This window comes from Pseudomonas sp. Seg1 (assembly GCF_018326005.1).
Taxonomy (GTDB): Bacteria; Pseudomonadota; Gammaproteobacteria; order Pseudomonadales; family Pseudomonadaceae; genus Aquipseudomonas.
The window spans coordinates 5,493,599-5,515,819 of the sequence record NZ_AP021903.1 but is presented as its reverse complement, the minus strand read 5'-3'; the positions used below and the strand labels follow the sequence as shown (position 1 = coordinate 5,515,819).

General features: G+C 59.1%; 23 protein-coding genes and 1 tRNA gene. 6 read left to right on the top strand and 18 right to left on the bottom strand.

Going from position 1 to position 22,221, the window contains the following annotated elements; genetic code table 11:
• The first annotated feature begins 1 nt into the window (after position 1).
• Both KI231_RS24745 and KI231_RS24740 read left to right on the top strand, forming a co-directional pair.
• Positions 2-601 (top strand): flavin reductase family protein, encoded by a 600-nt coding sequence (locus KI231_RS24745; protein WP_103306052.1) that lies wholly within the window; start codon positions 2-4, stop codon positions 599-601.
• 73 nt (positions 602-674) lie between these two features.
• Entirely contained in the window at positions 675-1,307 is a 633-nt protein-coding gene (locus KI231_RS24740) for a LysE family translocator (RefSeq protein ID WP_103306053.1), read from the top strand.
• Positions 1,308-1,335: 28 nt separating this feature from the next.
• Here the strand turns inward: KI231_RS24740 and KI231_RS24735 are convergent, their stop codons facing one another.
• On the bottom strand, positions 1,336-2,148 hold the full coding sequence (locus KI231_RS24735; protein ID WP_213026587.1) for a MerR family transcriptional regulator: 813 nt from the start codon (positions 2,146-2,148) through the stop codon (positions 1,336-1,338).
• Positions 2,149-2,205: 57 nt separating this feature from the next.
• A complete protein-coding gene (gene ggt, locus KI231_RS24730) occupies positions 2,206-4,038 on the bottom strand; it encodes a gamma-glutamyltransferase (RefSeq protein WP_213026586.1) in 1,833 nt (610 codons plus the stop codon).
• A 267-nt stretch (positions 4,039-4,305) separates the two neighbouring features.
• On the opposite strand from ggt, the gene KI231_RS24725 reads away from it, so the two are divergent.
• A complete protein-coding gene (locus KI231_RS24725) occupies positions 4,306-5,418 on the top strand; it encodes a DUF2817 domain-containing protein (protein ID WP_213026585.1) in 1,113 nt (370 codons plus the stop codon).
• Between the two features lie 78 nt (positions 5,419-5,496).
• Here the strand turns inward: KI231_RS24725 and KI231_RS24720 are convergent, their stop codons facing one another.
• The 6 genes from KI231_RS24720 to KI231_RS24695 form a co-directional block, all read right to left on the bottom strand.
• Complete coding sequence (locus tag KI231_RS24720) at positions 5,497-5,754, bottom strand: bacteriocin immunity protein (RefSeq protein ID WP_213026584.1); 258 nt, start codon at positions 5,752-5,754, stop codon at positions 5,497-5,499.
• 126 nt (positions 5,755-5,880) lie between these two features.
• Complete coding sequence (locus KI231_RS30200) at positions 5,881-6,015, bottom strand: bacteriocin immunity protein (protein ID WP_315446532.1); 135 nt, start codon at positions 6,013-6,015, stop codon at positions 5,881-5,883.
• A gap of 149 nt (positions 6,016-6,164) precedes the next feature.
• Positions 6,165-6,524, bottom strand: coding sequence for a bacteriocin immunity protein (locus KI231_RS24710; RefSeq protein ID WP_315446492.1), 360 nt, complete (start codon positions 6,522-6,524; stop codon positions 6,165-6,167).
• A complete protein-coding gene (locus KI231_RS24705; protein WP_249412072.1) occupies positions 6,511-6,798 on the bottom strand; it encodes a bacteriocin immunity protein in 288 nt (95 codons plus the stop codon). Before KI231_RS24705 ends, KI231_RS24710 begins: the two co-directional genes overlap by 14 nt.
• Positions 6,795-7,049, bottom strand: coding sequence for a bacteriocin immunity protein (locus tag KI231_RS24700; protein ID WP_103306058.1), 255 nt, complete (start codon positions 7,047-7,049; stop codon positions 6,795-6,797). Before KI231_RS24700 ends, KI231_RS24705 begins: the two co-directional genes overlap by 4 nt.
• 4 nt (positions 7,050-7,053) lie before the next feature.
• Entirely contained in the window at positions 7,054-8,301 is a 1,248-nt protein-coding gene (locus tag KI231_RS24695) for a pyocin-S2/colicin E7-DNase domain-containing protein (RefSeq protein WP_213026583.1), read from the bottom strand.
• A gap of 374 nt (positions 8,302-8,675) precedes the next feature.
• Here KI231_RS24695 and KI231_RS24690 point away from each other — a divergent pair, with 374 nt between their 5' ends.
• Positions 8,676-9,068, top strand: coding sequence for a helix-turn-helix domain-containing protein (locus KI231_RS24690; protein WP_249412071.1), 393 nt, complete (start codon positions 8,676-8,678; stop codon positions 9,066-9,068).
• 116 nt (positions 9,069-9,184) lie between these two features.
• Here KI231_RS24690 and KI231_RS24685 read toward each other — a convergent pair.
• From KI231_RS24685 to KI231_RS24660, 6 genes are all read right to left on the bottom strand, one after another.
• A tRNA-Met gene (locus KI231_RS24685) sits at positions 9,185-9,261 on the bottom strand.
• An 85-nt stretch (positions 9,262-9,346) separates the two neighbouring features.
• On the bottom strand, positions 9,347-10,801 hold the full coding sequence (locus KI231_RS24680) for an amidase (protein WP_213026582.1): 1,455 nt from the start codon (positions 10,799-10,801) through the stop codon (positions 9,347-9,349).
• 60 nt (positions 10,802-10,861) lie between these two features.
• Entirely contained in the window at positions 10,862-11,908 is a 1,047-nt protein-coding gene (locus KI231_RS24675) for an ABC transporter substrate-binding protein (RefSeq protein WP_213026581.1), read from the bottom strand.
• A gap of 27 nt (positions 11,909-11,935) precedes the next feature.
• A complete protein-coding gene (locus KI231_RS24670) occupies positions 11,936-12,742 on the bottom strand; it encodes an ABC transporter permease (protein ID WP_103306062.1) in 807 nt (268 codons plus the stop codon).
• On the bottom strand, positions 12,742-13,662 hold the full coding sequence (locus KI231_RS24665) for an ABC transporter permease (protein WP_213026580.1): 921 nt from the start codon (positions 13,660-13,662) through the stop codon (positions 12,742-12,744). Before KI231_RS24665 ends, KI231_RS24670 begins: the two co-directional genes overlap by 1 nt.
• A gap of 15 nt (positions 13,663-13,677) precedes the next feature.
• Complete coding sequence (locus tag KI231_RS24660) at positions 13,678-14,796, bottom strand: ABC transporter ATP-binding protein (protein ID WP_213026579.1); 1,119 nt, start codon at positions 14,794-14,796, stop codon at positions 13,678-13,680.
• 227 nt (positions 14,797-15,023) lie between these two features.
• Here KI231_RS24660 and KI231_RS24655 point away from each other — a divergent pair, with 227 nt between their 5' ends.
• Complete coding sequence (locus KI231_RS24655; protein ID WP_213026578.1) at positions 15,024-15,926, top strand: LysR substrate-binding domain-containing protein; 903 nt, start codon at positions 15,024-15,026, stop codon at positions 15,924-15,926.
• On the opposite strand, the gene KI231_RS24650 is transcribed toward KI231_RS24655, so the two are convergent.
• The gene (locus tag KI231_RS24650) at positions 15,919-17,976 is read right to left on the bottom strand and encodes a methyl-accepting chemotaxis protein (RefSeq protein ID WP_213026577.1); all 2,058 of its coding nucleotides are present in this window, start codon (positions 17,974-17,976) and stop codon (positions 15,919-15,921) included. The genes KI231_RS24655 and KI231_RS24650 overlap by 8 nt on opposite strands.
• 333 nt (positions 17,977-18,309) lie before the next feature.
• Between KI231_RS24650 and KI231_RS24645 the strand changes: the two genes are divergently transcribed.
• Positions 18,310-19,527, top strand: coding sequence for an MFS transporter (locus tag KI231_RS24645; protein ID WP_201236818.1), 1,218 nt, complete (start codon positions 18,310-18,312; stop codon positions 19,525-19,527).
• Between the two features lie 182 nt (positions 19,528-19,709).
• Here KI231_RS24645 and ychF read toward each other — a convergent pair whose 3' ends face one another.
• The 3 genes from ychF to KI231_RS24630 form a co-directional block, all read right to left on the bottom strand.
• Entirely contained in the window at positions 19,710-20,810 is a 1,101-nt protein-coding gene (gene ychF, locus KI231_RS24640; RefSeq protein ID WP_103306068.1) for a redox-regulated ATPase YchF, read from the bottom strand.
• 22 nt (positions 20,811-20,832) lie between these two features.
• Positions 20,833-21,417 carry an aminoacyl-tRNA hydrolase gene (pth, locus tag KI231_RS24635; RefSeq protein WP_064589174.1) on the bottom strand — a complete coding sequence of 195 codons (585 nt, stop codon included), beginning with the start codon at positions 21,415-21,417 and terminating at the stop codon, positions 20,833-20,835.
• Positions 21,418-21,583: 166 nt separating this feature from the next.
• Positions 21,584-22,183: a 50S ribosomal protein L25/general stress protein Ctc gene (locus KI231_RS24630; RefSeq protein WP_103306070.1), complete on the bottom strand. Its 600-nt coding sequence runs from the start codon at positions 22,181-22,183 to the stop codon at positions 21,584-21,586.
• Positions 22,184-22,221 lie beyond the last annotated feature (38 nt).

Genomic DNA, 22,221 nt, shown 5'->3' with positions numbered 1-22,221 from the left:
CATGAGCGACTCTCACCGCCGCCCGGTTCCCCTGAACAAAGCCTATCGCCTGCTCAATCACGGGCCGACCGTTCTGGTCAGCGCCGCCCACGATGGCCAGCGCAACATCATGGCTGCCGCGTGGGCGATGCCGCTGGATTTCGAACCACCGAAAGTTGCCGTCGTACTCGACAAATCCACCTGGACCCGGCAACTGCTCGAAGCCTCCGGCACCTTCGTGCTCAATGTGCCGTGCGTCGATCAGGCCGACATCGTGCAGACCGTCGGCAATACGTCGGGCCTGGAAATCAGCCAAAGCCAGGGTCAGGACAAGTTTCAGGCGTACGGGTTGAAAACCTTCAACGGTGAACTCGTCGAGGCGCCGCTGCTCAACGGCTGCGTTGCCTGGCTCGAATGCCGCTTGCTGCCGGAGCCGCGCAATCATGAGCAATACGACCTGTTCCTCGCCGAAGTCATTGCCGCCCATGCCGATGAGCGTGTGTTCAGCGAAGGGCGCTGGCATTTCGAAGGGCATGATGGTTTGCGCACCTTGCACCATGTGGCGGGTGGGCATTTCCTGAAGATTGGCGATTCGGTGGACGGCAAGACCCTCGATGTTTGAATTTCGTTGATGGAAAACCTTCAACGGATGTAGCAAGGTAGGGACCTTGTCGAACCAATCAGGCACGTGTCCCATGGACCTTTCCGTTACCGGTTATCTCGCTCCGTTACTGTCGCTGGCGTTGTTGTGGACGGTTGCCGTAGTCACGCCCGGTCCCAACTTCTTCAATATTGCTCAGCTCGCGGCCAGTCAGTCTCGTCGACATGGTGTGGTGGCGGCACTGGGTGTGGCGACCGGCACGGTACTGTGGGGGCTGGCCGGCGGTTTGGGCATCAAGACGCTGTTCAGCGCTGCACCGACGTTGTATCTGGGCTTCAAGATTGCCGGCGGTTGCTACCTGATCTATCTGGGTCTCAAGCAGTTCCGGCGCAAGGCTGCGCTTGTCCCCGGTGCGGCGGATGTTGCGAAACAAACGTATCTGGGTGTTTATAGCCGCGGCTTTCTCGGCAACATGACCAACCCGAAATCGGCACTGTTCGTCGCGACAATTTTTGCTACCGCCATGCCGGCCCATGTGCCGCCGTTGCTGCTGGCACTAGCGGTGATGACCATGGCGACTCTGTCGTTCAGTTGGTATTGCAGCGTGGCACTGTTTTTCGCCAGCCGACGGGTAGCCGGTGTTTACGAGCGGTCACGTCAATGGCTGGATCGTCTGGCGGGCGGTTGCTATCTGTTGTTTGGCGCGCATTTGGTGGCCAATCGCTGAGGCCGCTTCTGCGGCCTCGGCAACTGCCTCAATCTTTCAACGGGATGTACAGCTCGACCACGCTGCGCGGGTCCATCGGGCCGAAAAAGCGCTCGCCGCAATACTCGAACTCGATCCCTTCGGCGGGTGTCATGCCGGCGGCAGGCAGCCATTCGCTGTAGGCGGCGCGGAAGGTTTCCGGCAGCGTCGTGACGGTGCCGTGGTGTTCGACGCGAGCGTACCGACGAGCAGGTATCAGCAATTCGACCATGCCTGACACCAGTGGCGCATCGTGCCCCACCGGCAGGCCGGCGATGTAGCGCCATTGCCCGCCCTCCAGTGGTTGGCACACGCCGAACGTGCCGAGCGGTTCGTGCAGTCGGTGAATTTCCTCTTCTCGCGGCACAAAGCGCTGCCACATCTCGGCGATAGTGCCTGCGTCGTCCTGCTGCCAGGTCATGCCCATGATGCGCAGGGCCGGGTAGTCGACCCGTTCGGGTATTTGCATGGCCGGCAACGGACGATCCGGTTGTGCAAGATAACGGGTCAATTGTCCCAAGACGTTTTCACTGCGCTGGATATCGGCCTTCAATTGTTGCGCATGCTGTTCGAGCGCTTCACGCAGATTGATCACACTGTCCAGCCCGCCGTTGGCGGCCAGTGCACGAATCTCTTCCAGCGGCAGACCCAATTGTTTAAGCCAGATGATCCGCCCGAGCGTAACGATCTGTTCCGGCCGGTAATAGCGATAGCCGTTGTCGCGCCCGGTGGCCGCCGGGCTGAACAGACCGATGCTGTCGTAGTGGCGCAAAGTCTTGGTGGTGAGCCCGTGGCAGCGGGCCATTTGTCCGATGGTAAGCATGAAACCTCTCCTTTTGGCTGCTTGGGCTCAACGGTAAAGCTTGCCCCAAGGGCAAACTCAATCCCCCAACGCTTCCCCTTCACGCCGTGGATCCGCGCCACCGGCCAGTGACGCATTCCCCTGCGCATCCTTGACCCGCACGATCGCCTGGGTGCCGCTGGTCATGTCGATTTCGTTGACCGTGTGGCCCTTGTCCTTCAACGCCTGAATCAGTGCCGGGCTGAACTGGCCTTGTTCCAGTTCGGTCGGGCCGTTGCGGCTGCCGAAGTTGGGCAGGCTGATGGCGCTTTGCGGGTCGAGGTTCCAGTCGAGCAGGCCGACGGTGGTTTTCGCCACGTATTCGATGATCTGCGAACCGCCGGGAGAACCGACCGTTGCGACGAACTCGCCGCTGTTGCGATCGAAGATCAGCGTCGGCGCCATCGACGAGCGTGGGCGTTTGCCCGGTTCGACGCGGTTGGCGACTTTCTGCCCGTTCTCTTCGGGGATGAACGAGAAGTCGGTCATCTGGTTGTTCAGCAGAAAGCCCTGAACCATCAGGTGCGAGCCGAACGCGGCTTCGATGGTGGTGGTCATCGACACAGCGCCGCCGAGGTCATCCACCGCGACGACTTGCGAGGTGGAGATGCGCAGCGGCGAGCGGTCCGGGGCGTAGGCCACTTGCACGCCCGGCGGTGTGCCCGGTTTGGCGCTGCCCATGCTGCGTTCGCCGATCAGGCTGGCGCGGCTGGCGAGATAGCCCGGATCGACCAGGCCTTTGACCGGCACGGGCACGAAGTCGGTATCGGCGACGTATTGCGCGCGGTCGGCGTAGGCCAGACGTTCGGCTTCGGCGATCAGATGCACGGCTTGCGGATCAGGTTCGATGCCGGCCGGCTTATCGGTTTTCAACGGTTTGAGCGGTGTCAGGGAAAGACGTGGATCGCGGGTTTCCAGCGCCTGCAAGGTGCCGAGGATCTGCGCCACGGCGATCCCGCCCGACGACGGTGGCGGCATGCCGCAAACCTGCCAGCGTTTGTAATCGGTGCACAGCGGTGCGCGTTCTTTGGCTTTGTAACCTTGAAGATCATTCAGCGAAAGGCTGCCGGGGTTGGCGTGGCCCTGAACCTTGGCGACGATTTCCTCGGCAATCGGGCCTTTGTACAACGCGTCCGGGCCTTCGTTGGCGATGCGTTTGAGCACCGCAGCCAGCGCCGGGTTTTGCAGGCGCGTGCCGATTGCTTTGACGCTGCCATTGGCGTTGAGGAAGTATTTCGCCATCTCTGGCGACTTGCGGATCACCGGGTCTGATTCCAGCAGCGAATGCAAACGCGGGGAGATGGCAAAGCCTTGCTCGGACAGTTTGATTGCCGGCTCAAACAGCTTCGCCCATGGCAGTCGCCCATGTTGTTTATGCGCCATCTCCAGCGCACGCAACACGCCCGGCGTACCGACCGAACGACCGCCGATCTGTGCCTGCGGGAACGACATCGGTTGGCCGTCAGCTTGCAGGAACAGCTTCTCGGTGGCGCCGGCCGGAGCGGTTTCGCGACCGTCATAAGTGCGCACCTGTTTGCCGTCCCACAGCACGATCATCGCACCGCCACCGATCCCGGAAGATTGCGGCTCGACCAGCGTCAGCACCGCTTGCATGGCAATCGCCGCATCAATCGCCGAACCACCCTGACGCAGCATCTCGCGTCCGGCTTCAGCGGCGAGCGGGTTGGCAGCAGCGGCCATGTGTTTGCTGGCGTGGCGGGTTTGCAGATCGGTGCGGTAACCGGAGGCCGCTTCCGGAGCCAGTGGCAAGGTCGAGGAGGGCGGGGCGTTGCACGCGGTAAGGGTCAGGGCGCTGATGATCAGCGTCAGGGCTGGCAGGCGAAAGCGGCTCAAGGGCAAGGCTGAAAACACGCGGGCTCTCCGTCCGTGGGATAAAAGTCTGAGGGACTTTATCGACCGACTGTGTAGGACGCAAACCGCTGGTATGTTTCTCCTTCATGCCTTGGCGAGTTTTCTGTAGGGTCGGTGGCAATTGATTGACTACGAACATCCCCTTGTAGGAGTGAGCCTGCTCGCGATAGCGCTGGACCAGTCAGTATTGATGCTGAATGTAATTGCGCGATCGCGAGCAGGCTCACTCCTACAGTTCAAAGGCATAAAAATCACAAGAGGCCAAGAATGCACAGCGAGTTCCCCACCGAATCCAGCTACCGCGACCAACGAGAACAGTTCCTGGCCGCCGCCAATGCCGCCGGTGCCACGCTCACCTCCTACGCGCATCCGCGCTGCGGGCCATTCGGTGAACCGCTGAGCACCGACGTCGCCGTGCTCGGCGATCCGCAGGCCAAGCGTCGGCTGGTTGCGCTCAGCGGTACGCACGGAGTCGAGGGCTATTACGGCTCGGACTGTCAGATCGAATGGCTGAAAACCTTCAAGCCCGGTTCGCTGCCCAAGGATGTCGCGGTGGTGATGGTGCACCTGATCAACCCATGGGGTACGGCGTGGCTGCGGCGGGTGAACGAAGACAACATCGACCTCAACCGCAATCACCTCGACTTCACCGGGCCTCTCCCAGAAAACCGCGCTTACGCCGCACTGCATGAAATCTACGCGTGCAGCGACTTGAACGGCCCCGAGCGACAACGCGCCGATGCCTTGCTCGATGCGCAGATCAACGAGCATGGCTGGCCGGCGGTGATGTCGATTGTCGAGGGCGGTCAGCACAGCCATCCCGATGGATTGTTCTATGGTGGCCGCGCGCCGAGCTGGTCGAATCGTACGTTGCATCAAATCATCGAAGCGCATCTGGCTGGCGCTGAAACCGTGATGTGTTTCGACCTGCACACCGGCGCCGGTGAGTACGGTCATCCGATGTTGCTGACCATCACCCAGGCGCCTTACCCGGCACTCGCGCAGGCCCAGGCGATCTACGGCCCATGGCTCTACACCCTGCACACCGGCGCCGACACCCTGAGCGAAACTGGAGTGGCAGCGACGGCTACCGGTTACACCTCGCAGGCGCTGCTCAATGCGTTGCCCGACGTGCAACTGATGCCGTTCGTGATCGAGTGCGGAACGTATTCGGGGCCGGAGGTGCATCGGCATTTACGCGATGACCACTGGTTGCATCTGCATGGCGATCCGCTGGACGCGACGGGGCGGGGGATCAAGTTGAATCTGCTGGAGCAGTTTTATCCGGCGGATCCGGATTGGCGGGCGATGGTGGGGCTGCGGACTCGGCAGATTTGGGCGAAGGGGTTGTTAGCCCTGTCGACAGAGAAACCTGAGTAGATCAGGCATAGTCTTGAGGTGAGGAGCTTTATCTCCTCGCCTCAAATTCGGTGATTATCTCGAGGTGTAAATTAGCAATTATTGCTTAAACCCAAGCAATCCATTCGCGACGCGCCATTCTTTCACTGTCGCCGTGATGCCTTCAGGGGAGCATTGCGCCTCATCCTCTGGCCAATAGATCAAGTCAGTGCCTGCGGGATGTTCGGCCAGTTCACTGAAGTTATCTAACATATCCGCCAGCACTGTCTCTGACGTACCGTCTGTGTTTGAGATGAATATTTGCTGCAGCAGATAAATAAATTGCTCTTCCCTACAGTCAGAAATTTTCTTGGCCAAGTTGTTACTCCCGCTAAAAAATAAGTAAGTTCTTGGCGTGCTAACCCGTAATTTTTCGAAGTCGAGGAAACCTGCTCAGGTCCGGGCTGTTGATCGGGCGACGCGTCTCTATAATCCGGCGAGTTGTTAAGCACCCTTGAACCCTGGCGACCCCTGCGCCGCTCGCCAGTCTTTCACAATTCGCGTTACACCCTCGGGGGGAGTTATCCGCTCCAGATTCCGATAGTAGATCAGGTCCGAACCTGCTGGGTGCTCGCTGATTTTCTAGAAGTGCAACAGCAGCATGTCAGCACGATCATCGTTTTCAGTTTCTTCATCTTCCTTGGCGAGTTCTTCCAGCCGCGCGACGAACTCTGCCTCGGAAAATACTGCTTTTGGTAAAAGGAGTGAGCATATTTTGCGTTCGATAACTATTGCTTGAAACCCGGAAGTCCATTCGCAGCACGCCATTCTTTCACGGTTTCGGTGATGCCTTTCGCAGAGTCATCGGCATCTTCGGCCGGATAGAAAATCAAATCGGATCTTTCGGGATGTCCGCAAATAGAATTGAAGTGAAATACGAGTCTGCTTTCTTCCTTTTCGGTTTCACCGTTTCCCATGATGCGCTCAAGCAGCTCAATGAACTCTTGTTCCGTGTAATCCGAGAAGCTGCTTTTGATAAATGGATCGTTCAGATTGTCACCTTGTCCTTGATCCGACTCTGGATAGGGTGAGCCCCCGGCCTGTGTGCATAATCCACTGTCAGCTTGACTACATTCAGGTGTTTCCACCGCTGAACCCTGGTAAACCCTGCGCGGCTCGCCATTCCTTTACAGTCTTGGTGATGCCCTCGGCAGAGCTGTCTGCTGTTGGCTCGGGATAAAAAATTAAATCGGTTCCATCCGGGTGGGCAGTAACCTTCCTGAACTGTGCCAGCAACTCACCAAACTCTGCGTCTGAGCCACTCTTATTGGCGGTCCGTATCTTTTCGATGAAACAGATAAACTCGGCTTCTGTGTAGCTGGATATTTTTGCCACGATTTTTTCTGTGGGCAGGAAATTCACTGCTTGAAGCCAGGCAGTCCATTCGCGGCGCGCCACCTTTTCACGGTTTCAATGATTCCTTCGTTGGAATTATCTGCCCCATCTTCTGGGTAGTAGATCAAGTCCGTTCCATCTGGATGTTCAGTGATGGTGCAAAAGCGGGTTAACAGCGGGTCGAGAACTTCATCGGAAGCGTTTTTGTTGGCGGCTCGAATCTCTTGCAGAAAGCTTAGAAACTCTGCTTCGGTATAGTCAGAAAGACGGCTTTTCATTGAGTTATTTCCGATGAATATCTGCGTGGTTTTTTGGCGTGTTGATCCGCAAATTGTCTACGTGATAAACCTCGCCGCCCTTTGAAATTGGATCGACATGATGAATTTCAAAGGAGCCTTTTGAACCATTGGAATCCCTGTAGCGGGCCTTTGGCGCATTGCCATTCTGCATCCGTTCAATATTGTCCGGGATGAATTGGCTGCGCAAATCTGGATCATTCACAACCTCAGTCCAAAACGCCTTTCTGAAGGCATCAAAGCTTGAAAACTCCCGCCCCCTCAGCCTGTCCGCAATCCGTGTCGGAATCGGCGCACCGATCCCCGTTCCGGCTCCAGCAAGCCATATACCCGGAACATCCTCACCAATCCCAGTCACCGTACCCGGCGTCAGTCTGGCCGGCCTCGAAAACACTACATACAGCGACTTCAACCCAGTGTCCGCCGGAAACACCAGAATACAATCCTCGGCAGTAATGTCCTCGCCGGGCAGGCCTTCTATCTGGGTGTCCGTGTTCTCGGCAATCGGATGAACAAGGATCGTATTCAGTTGCTCGGCGTGTTCGGGATAGACCAGCGGCGGCATTGATCCCAGTGGCCCGCGTTGCGGCGTCCACAGAATCGTGATGCCGTTGAGCTTGGCCTCCATGGCGGTCTTGTCGCTGTTCCACTCGACTTTGACGGTACGCACCGAGTCATCGCCCGAGGCGCCGGAGTGGATGCCGTAAATCTGCATGGCGCCTTCGGCATCACGCCGGAACTGGAAGCGCACGCGAGTGCTGGCGCGGGTCATGCTGCGTAGTTGGTCATCGGTGTGCAGCGTGCCGTCGCCCATTCGGGTCGGCAGCATCCCGAGGACGAACACACTGGCCGGCCCAGCAGCGCCGTGAATGGCCCAGTTGAGGCGTTGTTGCAGAATCCCGCCGCCGGCCAAGCGGCCCAAGGCCAGATCGGCACCTATCGCGGTCGCGACAGCGGTGCTGGCGGAGGGAAAGAGCATGGCACCCGCGACCATGATCTTGCCGAAGTTGGCAGCGGACTCGGGCACCGTGCCGGCGTCCGTTCGGCACCAGTTACCCGGCGTGCAGGACTTGGCGAACACCTGATCTTCGCGGGGCCTGGGCGTTGGCCATTCATCCTTTTCGATGTACACCGGCTCCGGCGGGGGAGGCGGATTCCAAGCGGCCCATGAGCCGTTCCTTCTCGGACGTTTCCAAGGCCAGTCTTCATCGAAGAGAGATTTGAATCGAGCCATGACAACTCCCTGTATGGCTGTGAATCGAGCCAGGGAAGCTTGTCGGTCAGTCGGGATTTCGGGCAAACCGATGGGGTGAGTTTCAGGCGCCTGGATTTACGAAAAATCCGATTCGTACCTGGATCGAAGCCGTTTCCTACGGCGCTCTCTCAACCTGTTGATGGGCGATTGATCCGGATGAACCAGCGGTATTCCGGGCTTGTAGTCTTTCGGTTTGGATGGCGGGGCAGTCTGCATTTCTCCTACAGAATTTTCAGGTCGACAACTTACGCACTGCTGCCTGAGGATGGTTTCTATCGTTTTTTCCAGGATGGATTTCAGATGAAAAGGATGAGTTCGTTGCCATTCAACTCTATTTGCAGTCGGCCATTGTCATGAGTATTTCCAATGAGGATCGCGATTTTCTGGTGGCGATGGGCAGTCGCATTGCTCACTTACGCACCGTGCACGAGATCACACAGACTCGGTTTGCACGGGCTTTAAGTCTTTCCCGGCAGACCTTTCAGGGCTACGAGGAGGGCACGCGCAGCATGCCGGTCACGACGCTGGTGAAGATGGCATTTGCGCTTCGCGTGCCTGTTGAAGACCTGCTCGGGGTGCCCTCGTACACGGAGAAGCCCAGACGCAGTTTGACCTCGACGTGGTATCGACGGTTGCAGTCGATCAATGAGCTTTCGAAGGTTCAACAGAAGGTTATTGCGCAGATGCTCGACGCCCTGATCGCACAGGCAGCGACCAAAACGAGCGACGAAGAAAAAGAAGTTTGAAGTAATCCAAAGAACGCGGAACCAAGGTGCACCAATACCTTGGACAAACAGATTGAAGAGGCTTTTCTCGAGGCATAAAAAAACGGCCTACCTTTCGGTAAGCCGTTTTTAGTACTTGGTGGCTACACAGGGACTTGAACCCCGGACCCCAGCATTATGAATGCTATGCTCTAACCAACTGAGCTATGTAGCCAAGTGGCGCGCATTATTCCCCTGAAATGGAAAAGCGTCAAGCGTAAATTTAAAATTTTTTCTACGCTTTCAACCGTTTATCAAAATTACTGGCTCAGCAGGGGCGAAGGGCAGCGCTGGAACCAGCGGCTGGCCTGCTCATAAGCGTGCGCCAGTTGCAGAACCGCGAAGTCCGCCTGATGCCGGCCGATGATCTGCAACCCCATCGGCAACCCCTGTGCATTGAAGCCGGCCTGAACGCTCGCCACCGGGCAACCGGATAACGTGCCGGGGATGACCACCTCCATCCAGCGGTGATACGTGTCCATCGCCACGCCTTCAATCGACATCGGCCACGGCTGGGTTTTATCGAACGGGAAGACCTGGGCGCTGGGCAGCAACAGGTAATCGTAGCGTTCGAACAGTCGGGAAATCGCCCGATACCAATCACTGCGCACCACCGAGGCGGCGAACACTTCGCTGGCCGAAAGCTTCAGACCGTTTTCCACTTCCCAGATCGCTTCCGGTTTCAACAACGCGCGTTTCTGCGGATCGGCATAGGTTGCGCCCAAAGACCCGGCGACCATCCAGTGCCGCAACGTGCGCCAACTGCTCCACAGCCGCTCAGGCGCGAAGCCCGGCTCAACCGACTCAACGTGGCAGCCGAGGCTTTCAAAATCGGCAAAGGTCTTCTGACACAGCGACAGCACGCCGCTCTCCATCGGCAGATAACCGCTGAAATCCCCCAGCCAACCCATCCGGGTGCCTTTGAAATCCCGCTCCAACGGCTCCGCAAACGCCTCACCGGATTCAGCAATGGACAGCGGCGCCCGCGCATCGCCCCCAGCCTGCACCGACAGCAGCAACGCCGCATCCCTCACGCTGCGCGCCATCGGCCCTTCGTAACCCAACTGATCGAAAAACAGATCAGCACTGTCATCAAAAGGCACGCGCCCCTGCGACGGGCGAAAGCCAAAGATGTTGTTGAACGCCGCCGGATTGCGCAGCGAACCCATCATGTCGCTGCCATCCGCCACCGGCACCAGATGCATCGCCAGTGCGGCCGCCGCGCCACCGCTACTGCCACCAGCGGTTTTGCCCGGGTCAAAAGCGCAGCCAGTCGCACCAAACAACGGGTTGTAGCTTTGCGAACCGAGGCCGAATTCCGGGGTGTTGGTCTTGCCGATAATGATTGCGCCGGCAGTCTTGATTCGCTCGACCATGATGCCGTCGCGCTCGGGCACAAAATCCTTGTACAGCGGCGAACCCAGCGTGGTGCGAATGCCTTGAGTCAGCGAAAGATCCTTGATCGCATGAGGCAAGCCATGCATCCAGCCACGGTACTCGCCGCGCGCCAGTTCGGCATCGCGCTCATCGGCCTGAGCCAGCAGATGTTCCGGTGACTGCAGGCTGATCAGCGCATTCACCAGCGGATTGAAACGTTCGATATGGGCAAGGTAAGTCTGCATCACTTCCCGGCAGGAAACCTGGCGCAGGCGGATGCGTTCGGCGAGTTCATGGGCCTGCAACAGGACCAGTTCGCTGATGTTGTTAGCGTTCATTGCAAGCGGCCTTTCAGACGGCTGGAAAAACGCCCCGCCAGTGTGACGGGGCGATAGAGATCAACGCATCAGGTTGGTCCAGAGACGATCAGCGAGACGGATCGCGCCTTCGCCGCAAGTCTTGCTGAACACCACGTTGGTGCCCTCGGGGATGTGCAGTTCCGGCGCATCCTTGAGCGCTGCATCGAGGAACGGTTCGACGCCTTTGATCGGGCTCTGGTGCTTGAGGAAGTTCTGCGTCATTGCCGAGTTTTCCGGCTGGCTGAGGAAGGCGATGAACGCCTTGGCATTCGCCGGATTCTTGCTGCCGGTGGGGATGACCATGTTGTCGACCCAGGCCAGCACACCTTCTTTCGGGTAGAGGTATTTCAGCGTCGGTTTCATCTCGCGGGCGCGCATCGACGAACCGCCCCAGAACATCGACATGTCGATTTCACCGGAGGCGAGGTTCTCGCGAATCGAACCGGCCTTGGAGCTGTAGGTTTTCACGAACGGCTTCTGCGCCTTGAGCAGCGTCAGCACTTGCTGCATCTGTTTTGGGTCTTCGCTGCACAGCGGAATGTTCAAATAGAGGCTGGCCATGTCGACCATGTCGCTGACCGAATCGAACATGTTGATGCGCCCCTGCAACTCGGCTGGCGGCTCATACAAAACCTTGTAGCTGTCGGCCGGGCCTTTGTAGCGAGCGGAGTCCAGCACGACGCTGGTGGTGCCCCAGATGAACGGCACCGAATACGCGCCTTCCGGGTCCCAACTCGGTTTTTTCAGGTTATCCACAACGCTGGCGTAGTAGGGCTCTTTGACCGGGTCGAAGCGCTCCAGCAGGTTTTCCTTGATCAGGATCGGGATGAACTGGTGCGACGGAATCGCCACGTCATAACCGGCGCCGCCCTGTTTCAATTTCGCCAACAAAGTCTCGTTGGAGTCGTAGGAATCGACGGTGACTTCGATGCCGGTCTGCTTCTGGAACTTGGCGAGAATCTCCGGCGAAAAGTAGCCGCTCCAGCTCACCACGTTGAGTTTCTCGGCGGCCTGAACACTCGCGGCCATGCTCAGCGGCAATGTCAGGAACAACGAAGTGCCGACGCTTTTTATCCACTTGCTCATGCTATTTCCCCACAGGTCGTAGAAGGTTCAGGCGTTCTTTTTACCCAACAGATAAGAGAGGCTGACGAACAGCACCGAGACGCCGAGGATCAGCGTCGACACGGCGTTGACGTCGGGTGTCACACCCATGCGTAGCAGGCCGAAAATGAAAATCGGCAGGGTCGTGGTGCCGGCCTGCGAGACCATCATCGAGATCACGAAGTTATCCAGCGAGACGATAAAGGCCAGCATCAGCCCGGAGAAAATCCCCGGCATCAGCAGCGGCAAAGTCACTTTGCGAAAGGTTCGCCACGGGCCGGCGTAGAGGTCGGCCGAGGCTTGCTCCAGCGACAGGTCCATGTCGTTCAGCCGCGCCCGAATCGGCAGGTAGGCGAAGGGAATGCAGAACACTGTGTGCGCGATGATCAGGTTGCCGTAACCCAGCGACAGACCGATGGTGGAGAACAGCGCCAGCGTCGCCACACCGACGACAATTTCCGGCAGCACCAGCGGCAACATGATCGCGCCCATCGACAATTGCAGGCCCTTGAACTTGGCCCCGCGCGAGGTGCCGAGGGCGGCGAGGGTGGCAATTGCCGTGGCAATCATGCTGGCGCAGACGGCGATCAACAGGCTGTTGCCGGCGGCCTGGCGCAAGGCCTGATTGGCGAACGCGGCGCGATACCAGTCGAGGCTGAACCCGGTCCACACCGTCGCCGATTGGTTGGCGTTGAACGAGAACACCACCAGCACCACGATCGGTGCGTAGAGGTACAGATAAAACAGAAAACTGAAGCCGCCGAAGCCGGGGAAGTCCTGCACACCCAGCCCTTTGCGTTTGAATAGCGTGAGCATTACGCACCTCCTTTGGCGATGCGCTGGCGCTCGGCGCGCAGGGCATACACGGTCAGCACCAGCATCACGGCGGCCATCAGCACCAGCGACAGCGCTGCGCCAAACGGCCAGTTACGCGCATCGCTGAACTGCCGGAAGATCAGGTTGCCGAGCATCATTCGGGTGCCGCCACCGAGCAGTTCCGGGGCGATCATCGCGCCCAGGCACGGCACAAAGGTGAGGATGGCGCCGGCCAGAATCCCCGGTTTGGCGATTGGCAAAACCACTTTGCGTAACGTGCGCACACGTCCGGCGTAGAGATCCTGCGCCGCTTCGAGCAGGCGGATATCCATCTTTTCCAGCGTCGCGTAAATCGGCAGCACCACGAACGGCGCGTAGGTGTAAACCAGCCCCAGCAGCACCGCGCCGTCGGTGTAGAGCAACTGCAACGGTTCGTGAATAACGCCCTGGCCCATCAGGCTGTTGTTGATCACTCCGGTGTTACGCAGCAGCAAAATCCACGCATACGTACGGATCAACAGGTTGGCCCAGAACGGCACGGTGATCAGAAAGATCAACAAGCCACGCCGATGCGCCGGCTGCATGGCCAGCCACACCGCCACCGGAAAACCGATCAGCAGCGTGATGATCGTGGTCAGTCCGGCAATGCCGATCGAGCGCAGGGCGATGATCAGATACGAATCGGCAAACGCGAGGCTGTCGTCCAGTTGCCGCTCGAACAGCAGCGAGGTGTAAGCGTCACTGCTGAAGACTTTGTTGACCCCGCCGTAGGGGTTGGCCTCCATCAACGAATAGCCGATGACGATCAGAATCGGCACCAGCAGAAACAGGCCGATGGCGATCAGCGCCGGGCTGACGCCGAGGAAACTCTGGAAGGCTTTGCGGCGCTCCAGCGTGTTGGCAATCGGTAAGGCGTGCATGGCAATTCCTCCGGCTCAATCGTGCAGGACGCTGGCGCTTCCACGGTCGAACAACAGACCGGCCTGAGAACCGACGGCAAAGCGCAGGCTCTGGTCGACGCAATTGGGCGTACGCACGGTGAGGCGCGAACCGTCGCTGAGGCTGACCTGATATTGCAGGTCGGTGCCGAGGTAGATCTGCGCCTCGATCCGGCACGGCAATGCGGCCTCGGTGGTTGCCGCTACCAGATGCAGGCGTTCAGGACGTACCGACAAGGTGACGTTGGCGCCGACCTGTACATTGCTGCATGGTTGCGCCGGCAATGGGTGCCCCGCCGGCCCGGCGAACCACGCCTGACCGTCTTCCACGCGAGTGACGGTGCCTTCGATGAAATTGGTTTCGCCTATGAAGTCGGCGACGAAGCGATTGCGCGGCCGTTCGTAGATGTCCTCCGGCCGCCCGACCTGCTGCACTTCGCCTTCGGACAACACGGCGATGCGATCGGACATGGTCAGCGCTTCCTCCTGGTCGTGGGTGACGAAGATGAAGGTGATGCCGGTTTTTGCCTGAATGGTTTTCAACTCTTCGCGCATGGCCTGACGCAGCTTGAGATCGAGCGCGGAGAGCGGTTCATCGAGCAGCAACACTTTCGGATGCGGCGCCAAGGCGCGGGCAAGGGCGACACGTTGTTGTTGGCCGCCAGACAGTTGCGCCGGTTTTCGATTGGCGAAACGTTCCATCTGCACCAGCGCCAACATCTCGCTGACGCGCTCGGCGATCTGCGCTTTGGTGATGACTTTGCCCATCGGGTGCGATTCGAGGCCGAAAGCGAGGTTCTCGGCGATGGTCATGTGCGGGAACAGCGCGTAATGCTGGAACACCGTGTTGACCGGGCGCTGGAAGGGCGGACGATCAGCGATGTTTTCGCCGTAGAGCAGGATCTCGCCTTCAGTGGGAAATTCGAACCCGGCAATCATCCGCAGCAGCGTGGTCTTGCCGCAGCCGGACGGGCCCAGAAGGGTGAAGAATTCGTTGTCGCGGATGTCCAGGTCGATGCTTTTCAGCGCCACCGGACCTGTGTGCGGATCACCGTAAACCTTGCGCACTGAGCGGATCGAGACCGCCAGCGTTTGCAGCGAATGCAGGGCATTCATGCGTTACCTCCGATTCCCCCATCGCCTGCGACTCGCTATGAAAAAGCGCCGCCGTCGGGCCATGGATATTATTTTTTTGGGCAGGATCGAGATTGCGTTCGGGTGTGAAACCAGCTGTTTTTTTGTTCTGCTGTGGCTCGATTATCAGCCAGGGGTTGCGCGGCGCGACACTTCAATTTAAACATGGCAGGTGTTAGTTAATTTAACAGCCGAAGGTGCCAGGAATCATGCCCGACCACCGTTTGCCGCCGCTCAACGCGGTGCGTGCCTTTGATGCGGCAGCCCGGTTGGGCAGCTATGTCGAAGCCTCGAAAGCCCTGCACGTGACCCAGCCTGCGATTGGCCGGCATGTGAAATTGCTTGAGGACTGGTTGGGCATTCAACTGTTCGAGCGCACCTCGCGCGGGGTCAACCTGACGCCGGCGGGGGAGAAGTACCACCGCAAGATCAGCGCCGCATTGCAGTTGATCATCGAGGCCGGCAAGGAAGCCCGGCCTAAAGACGCCGAGCGCTGGTTGCGGATCATGGTGGTGCCGGGTTTCGCCAAGCGCTGGTTGATGCCTAGGATCGAAGCGCTGCGCCATCTGCGCCCGGGATTGAAACTGGCGATCGAGCCGAATTCGACCTTCACCGAAGTGGATGGCAAAAGTGCGGATCTGGGTATCGTCTACGGCCTCGACGGGCAATATGCCGACTCACGGGAAGCGCTGATTTGTCCGCGAGTTTTTCCGATTTGCACGCCGACGTATCTGGCCAGCATCGCACCGATCAACGGTCCGGCCGATCTGGTCGGACACGAACTGATCCACGTCGATGACGGTGAATGGTGGAACCTGTGGTTCGCCGCCCACGACCTCGATATCCATCTCAATTCCGACATGCTCTACGTCAACAATGACCACGCGCTATCAGTCGCCGAGAGCGGGCAAGGCATCGCGCTGGCCAACGAGGTGCTGGTGCGCCATGAACTCGCCAGCGGCAAACTGGTGCGCGCGGTAGACGCTCAGGTGAAGCTGGAAAGCTATCGGGTACTCACGCCGTCCGCCGAACTCTCGGCGGACGTGGCGTGGTTTATTCAATGGCTCAAGGCCGAACTGGAAACGGATTTCCCCGAGGCCGTGATCAATTGAGGCGGAAGCGCGCGGTGTTGTCACTCAGCGCCTTGCTGCCCTGGCTCAGGGTGTCCGCTGCAAGGTTTACCGCACGTGCGCCTTCGAGCAAACGCACAGCGGCTTGATCGACCTGCTGGATATTGCCGCTGACTTCATCAGCGGTGCTCGCCTGTTCTTCAACCGCCGTAGCGATATGCGCCAACGTGTCGGTGACGCTCTGCACGGCGCTGGCGATTTCGCCCAAACGCTCACCGAGGCCGGTGACCGACTCGGCATCGGTTTGCGCCTGACCGCACGCGGCTTCCATCAAACTCACGGCTTCGTTGACCGTGGCGCGCAAGCTGTCGACGGTGCCGGCGATCTGCGCGGTCGACGATTGTGTGCGTTGCGACAGACTGCGCACCTCATCAGCCACCACAGCAAAGCCGCGACCCTGCTCACCGGCGCGTGCCGCTTCAATCGCTGCGTTGAGCGCGAGCAGGTTGGTCTGTTCGGCGACACCGCGAATGGTGTCGACCACCAGTTGAATCTGCTGGCCTTGCTCGCTGACCCGGCCCAATGCCGCTGCGGTGTCGTTCAAACGCTGATTGAGTTGCTGAATACTCGCCGTGGTGCGCTGGCTGTCGCGGCTACTGTCGGCGGCGATACGCCGAGTGTGCTGAGCGCTGCCGGAGGCCTGTTCGCAGCTTTGCGCCACGCCTTGCGAGGTGGCGGCCAATTGCGTGGCGGCAGCGGCGATCTGGCTGATCTGCAACTGTTGCGCTTCAACTTCGCCGAGAGCGCCGCTGGAGTGCTCGTTGAGGCTGCGCACCGCGTTGCTCAGTTGCGAGGTCTCGTGATCGACGCCAAGCATGCTTGTGCGCAGTTGCACCACGGCAACGTTGAGCGCGTTGCTGATCGCCGCCAATTCGTCGCGACCCACCACCGGCACTTGCAGGCTCAGATTGCCGTCACGCAACGCTTCGGCAAGCACTGTAATGCCGCTGGCGCTGCGGCGGATCGAGGCTTGCAGGCAGATGAACAGATACAGCGCCGCGAGCAACAGGCAGCCGAAGATTGCCGCGACGAGGATGAACTGGCGGATCGCCGAGTTGTGGTAGGCGTCGAGTCGCTGATCCAGCGACACCAGCGATTGCTGGCGTAGGGCGGCGAGGTCGCTCAGCAACGCGTCGAGGCCGCGTTCGAAGTCTTCCGGTTTGAGATTGATGCTGCCGCCGAACACGCCGTCATCAAGGACCTTCAAACCGCTGTCGAGGTGTTTCAGGCTGTCGTGGTATTGGCTGGCCCAGCTCTGCTGGTCTTTCGGCAGGCGCGCTTCGAGCAGCGTGGCGGTTTTGACCAGTTGCTCGCGGGCATCGCCGATGCGGCTGCGCAGGTCGCGCAATTGCAAACGGCTTTGCAAGGTGAATTGGCCGGAGACGACCGAGGCTTGCCCTACGGCAGCGAGTCGGCCGACGCGTTCGATCAGGTCTGGCGCGTGTTGCGTGGAAATCTGCGTCAGCAGATAGGTTTCCAGCCACGGTGCGAGGGTCAGGCGATTGTCCATGACGATCTGCTCGCGCAACGCTTGCAGGGCGCTGAGGGCGTTGGTGAAGCGGTCGTAGCCATCCGGCCACCAACCGACACCGCTGAGGTTTTTCGAGTCCAGGCCGTTGAGTGCGCTTTGCAGCGCCTGATAGCGGGCCAGGGTTTCGCCTTCGGCACCTTCGTGGTTCAACGCGTTGCCCAAGTCCGTGGTGGCTTGCAGCACTGCCGGTTGTACCGCGTCGAACGCACCCATGGCGGCGAGCGTGGCCGGTGTCGGCTGACGATTGGTTTCCGTGGCACGCCAGCGAGCGGCGCGGTCGCGTTGCGCGGCGAGCAGGTTGTCCAGCGCATCGAGGGCGAGCAACTGCCGCACGCCGGCACGTTCGCCGGAAATCAGATTGAGCTTGTCGCGATAGTCCTGGCCGATCATCAACAGGCTGCCGGCCAATGGCAGGATAAACAGCAGAAACAACAGCTGGAATTTACGCGCGAAACCAAACCGCCCCAGCAATTTGATCCCCGGTGAAAGGAAAGCCTGCATGCCCCATGACTCCTCTGGACACCACGCACCATCGGCGTGCATCGCGGTCGTTCGACGTTGATGTTGTGCCCTGCTAAAAGGCCTCGAAAGTTCACTCTCGCCCGCTCTGTAGGCCGGCTCTGTAGCGAAACTTCCCATTGTCGGTTGCCTTTGTAAGGCGCCCGCGTTCAAGGGATGAAGCAAGGCAAGATTCAGACCATGGCGTTGAGCTATCACTTTGCAGTCGACGATCAGTCAGTTAGTTAGCTGGCTAAGGGGATGGCGCTGGCGCACCGAAAAATGGCACATTGGCGCACCTGCCTGCGTGCACCCATCTGTTGTCCGGAAACTTCCATGTCTACCAGCAACGTTCAGACCGCCGCTGCCTCGGCGCCCGCTGCTCCGCAAAGCAGCCCATTGGTGATGCGTATCATCGGCGCCGTGGCGTTGGCGCATTTGATCAATGACCTGATTCAGTCGGTGTTGCCGTCGATCTACCCGATGCTCAAGGCCAAATACGATCTGAGCTTTACTCAAGTCGGCCTGATCACCTTGACCTTTCAACTGACCGCGTCGCTGTTGCAGCCGTGGGTCGGTTATCACACTGACCGGCATCCGAAACCGTGGCTGTTGCCGGTAGGCTCGATTTGCACGCTGATTGGCATCGTGATGATGTCGGTGGTCGGCAGCTTTCCTATGATTCTGCTGGCGGCGGCGCTGATCGGTATCGGCTCCTCGACCTTTCACCCCGAGGCCTCGCGGATTGCGCGCCTGGCTTCGGGCGGACGCTTTGGTCTGGCGCAATCGACGTTCCAGGTCGGCGGTAACGCAGGTTCCGCGTTCGGCCCGTTGCTGGCGGCGGCGATCATCATTCCGTTCGGTCAGGGCAATGTGGCGTGGTTTGGCTTGTTCGCGGTGTTTGCGCTGTTCGTGCTGTACCGCATCAGTCGCTGGTACGCCCATCACCTCAACCTGTTCAAGCTCAAGGCCGGCCAGGCAGCGACTCATGGTTTGTCGAAGGGCAGGGTGACCAGTGCGCTGGTGGTGCTGGGGCTGTTGGTGTTTTCGAAGTATTTCTACATGGCCAGCCTCACCAGCTATTTCACCTTTTACCTGATCGAGAAGTTCGACCTGTCGGTGGCCAGTTCGCAGTTGCACCTGTTCCTGTTTCTCGGTGCGGTGGCGGCGGGGACGTTCTTCGGCGGGCCGATCGGCGACAAGATCGGGCGTAAGGCGGTGATCTGGTTCTCGATCCTTGGTGTGGCGCCATTTACCTTGCTGATGCCCCACGTCGATCTGTTCTGGACCAGCGTCCTCAGCGTGGTGATCGGCTTCATTCTGGCCTCGGCGTTCTCGGCGATTGTGGTTTATGCGCAGGAGTTGGTGCCGGGCAATGTCGGGATGATTGCCGGGGTGTTCTTCGGTTTGATGTTCGGGTTTGGCGGGATTGGTGCGGCGTTGCTCGGGCATCTGGCGGATGTGCATGGGATTGAGTATGTGTATTTCCTCTGCTCGTTCCTGCCGTTGTTTGGCGTGTTGGCGATCTTCTTGCCGCGCACCAAAAAGGCCTGACCTCACACAATTAAAACTGTAGGAGTGAGCCTGCTCGCGATAGCGGTGTGTCAGTCAGCACATCTGTAGCTGATAGAACGCAATCGCGAGCAGGCTCACTCCTACAGGGAAATGTGTTGGGCCATAAATTTCAGGCACAAAAAAGCCGCGTATCAAACGCGGCTTTTTCTTGGGCGTAACGCTTACACGTTGAAACGGAAGTGCATCACGTCGCCGTCTTTGACGATGTAGTCCTTGCCTTCCAGACGCCATTTACCGGCTTCTTTGGTACCGGCTTCGCCCTTGTACTGGATGAAGTCGTTGTAGGCGATCACTTCGGCGCGGATGAAGCCTTTCTCGAAGTCGGTGTGGATCACGCCAGCAGCCTGAGGTGCGGTGGCACCGACTTTGACGGTCCAGGCGCGGACTTCTTCGACACCGGCGGTGAAGTAGGTCTGCAGGTGCAGCATTTCGTAGCCGGCGCGGATCACGCGGTTCAGGCCAGGCTCTTCCAGGCCCAGGGCCTCGAGGAACATGTCCTTCTCTTCGCCGTCATCCAGCTCGGCGATTTCCGCTTCGATCTTGTTGCACACCGGAACGACCATGGCGCCTTCTTCTTCGGCGATAGCCTTGACCACGTCCAGGTGCGGGTTGTTCTCGAAACCGTCTTCAGCGACGTTGGCGATGTACATGACCGGTTTGGTGGTCAGCAGGTGGAAGCCCTTGATCACTGCTTTTTCGTCAGCGCTCATGTTCTTCATCAGGCTGCGTGCAGGCTTGGCTTCGGTGAAGTGCGCGATCAGTTGCTCAAGCAGGGCTTTCTGAACGACTGCGTCCTTGTCACCGCCCTTGGCGTTACGCGCGACTTTCTGCAGTTGCTTCTCGCAGCTGTCGAGGTCGGCGAAGATCAGTTCCAGGTCGATGATTTCAATGTCGCGTTTCGGGTCGACGCTGTTGGAAACGTGGATCACGTTGTCGTCTTCGAAGCAGCGCACCACGTGAGCGATGGCGTCGGTCTCACGGATATTCGCGAGGAACTTGTTGCCCAGGCCTTCACCTTTCGAGGCGCCGGCAACGAGGCCCGCGATGTCGACGAATTCCATGGTGGTCGGCAGGATGCGCTTCGGATTGACGATGGCCGCCAAGGCTTCCAGACGCGGGTCCGGCATCGGCACGATGCCGCTGTTCGGCTCGATGGTGCAGAAGGGGAAGTTCTCGGCCGCGATACCGGATTTGGTCAGGGCGTTGAACAGGGTGGACTTGCCGACGTTAGGCAGGCCGACGATGCCGCAATTGAATCCCATGGTGTTTCCCCTCGGATAAGAGTCAGGCCTTCTGGCTGTGCAGGTTTTTCATCGCGCGGTTCCATTCACCGGCGAGGATATCCGGCAGCACGCCGAGGGCAAAGTCGATGCTGGCATCGAGTTTTTCCTGTTCGGCGCGTGGCGCACGACCCAGGACGAAATTTGAAACCATACTGGCGACGCCCGGGTGGCCGATGCCAAGCCGCAGACGGTAGAACGTATTCTGATTGCCCAGTTGCGCAATGATGTCGCGCAACCCGTTGTGACCGCCATGGCCGCCGCCCTGCTTGAGCTTGGCGACGCCCGGAGGCAGATCGAGTTCGTCATGCGCCACCAGGATTTCTTCAGGCTTGATGCGGAAGAATCCGGCGAGTGCCGCCACGGCCTGGCCGCTGCGGTTCATGTAGGTGGTGGGAATCAGCAGACGAACATCCTGACCTTGATGCGAGTAGCGCCCGGTCAGGCCGAAATATTTGCGATCGGCGACAAGGTTGACACCTTGTGCAGCTGCGATGCGCTCAACAAAAAGGGCCCCTGCGTTATGCCGGGTCTGGTCGTATTCGGCGCCTGGATTTCCCAGGCCAACGATCAGTTTGATGGCAGTCACGATAGGGGCCCTTCCTTTGGAGTTGTGGATAACATCGCCGTCAGTGAGTGCGGCGAAAGTGGACGAAAAACTTCATTTACTCAAGAGTAAACGCCGCGTTCTCGCCCGCTTTCTCGCTACGTTTCGGTCCGCGATGTTTCCTCAAGCTCCGGCAATACAGAGTGAATTACTCTGCAGCGCCTTCTTCAGCTTCTGGAGCAACGCGTGGAGCGTGTACGTTTGCAACAGCTTTGTCGTCGCCGTGAGCCAGTGCAACGAACTCAACGCCTTTAGGGGCTTTGAGGTCGGACAGGTGAACGATCGCGCCGATTTCCAGAGCCGACAGGTCGACTTCGATGAACTCAGGCAGATCTTTCGGCAGGCAGGTCACTTCGATTTCGTTCAGGACGTGCGAGATTTCGCCGCCTTTCTTGATCGGAGCTTCTTCACCGACGAAGTGAACTGGCACGATAGCGGTCAGTTTCTGACCGGCTACAACGCGTACGAAGTCAGCGTGCAGCACGTGGCCTTTAGATGGGTGACGTTGCAGAGCTTTGATGATGACGTTCTGCTTGGTGCCGCCAACGTTCAGTTCGATAACGTGGCTGTAAGCAGCATCGTTTTCGAGCAGTTTGGCAACTTCTTTGGCCAGCATGCTGATGGATTCAGGGGCTTTGTCGCCACCGTAAACAACAGCTGGAACCAGAGCGGCGAGACGACGCAGGCGGCGGCTCGCACCTTTCCCCAGGTCGGAACGCACTTCAGCATTCAGAGTAAAATCGTTCATTTTGTATCTCCAAAATAGCCATGACCGAGTGGCGTTTG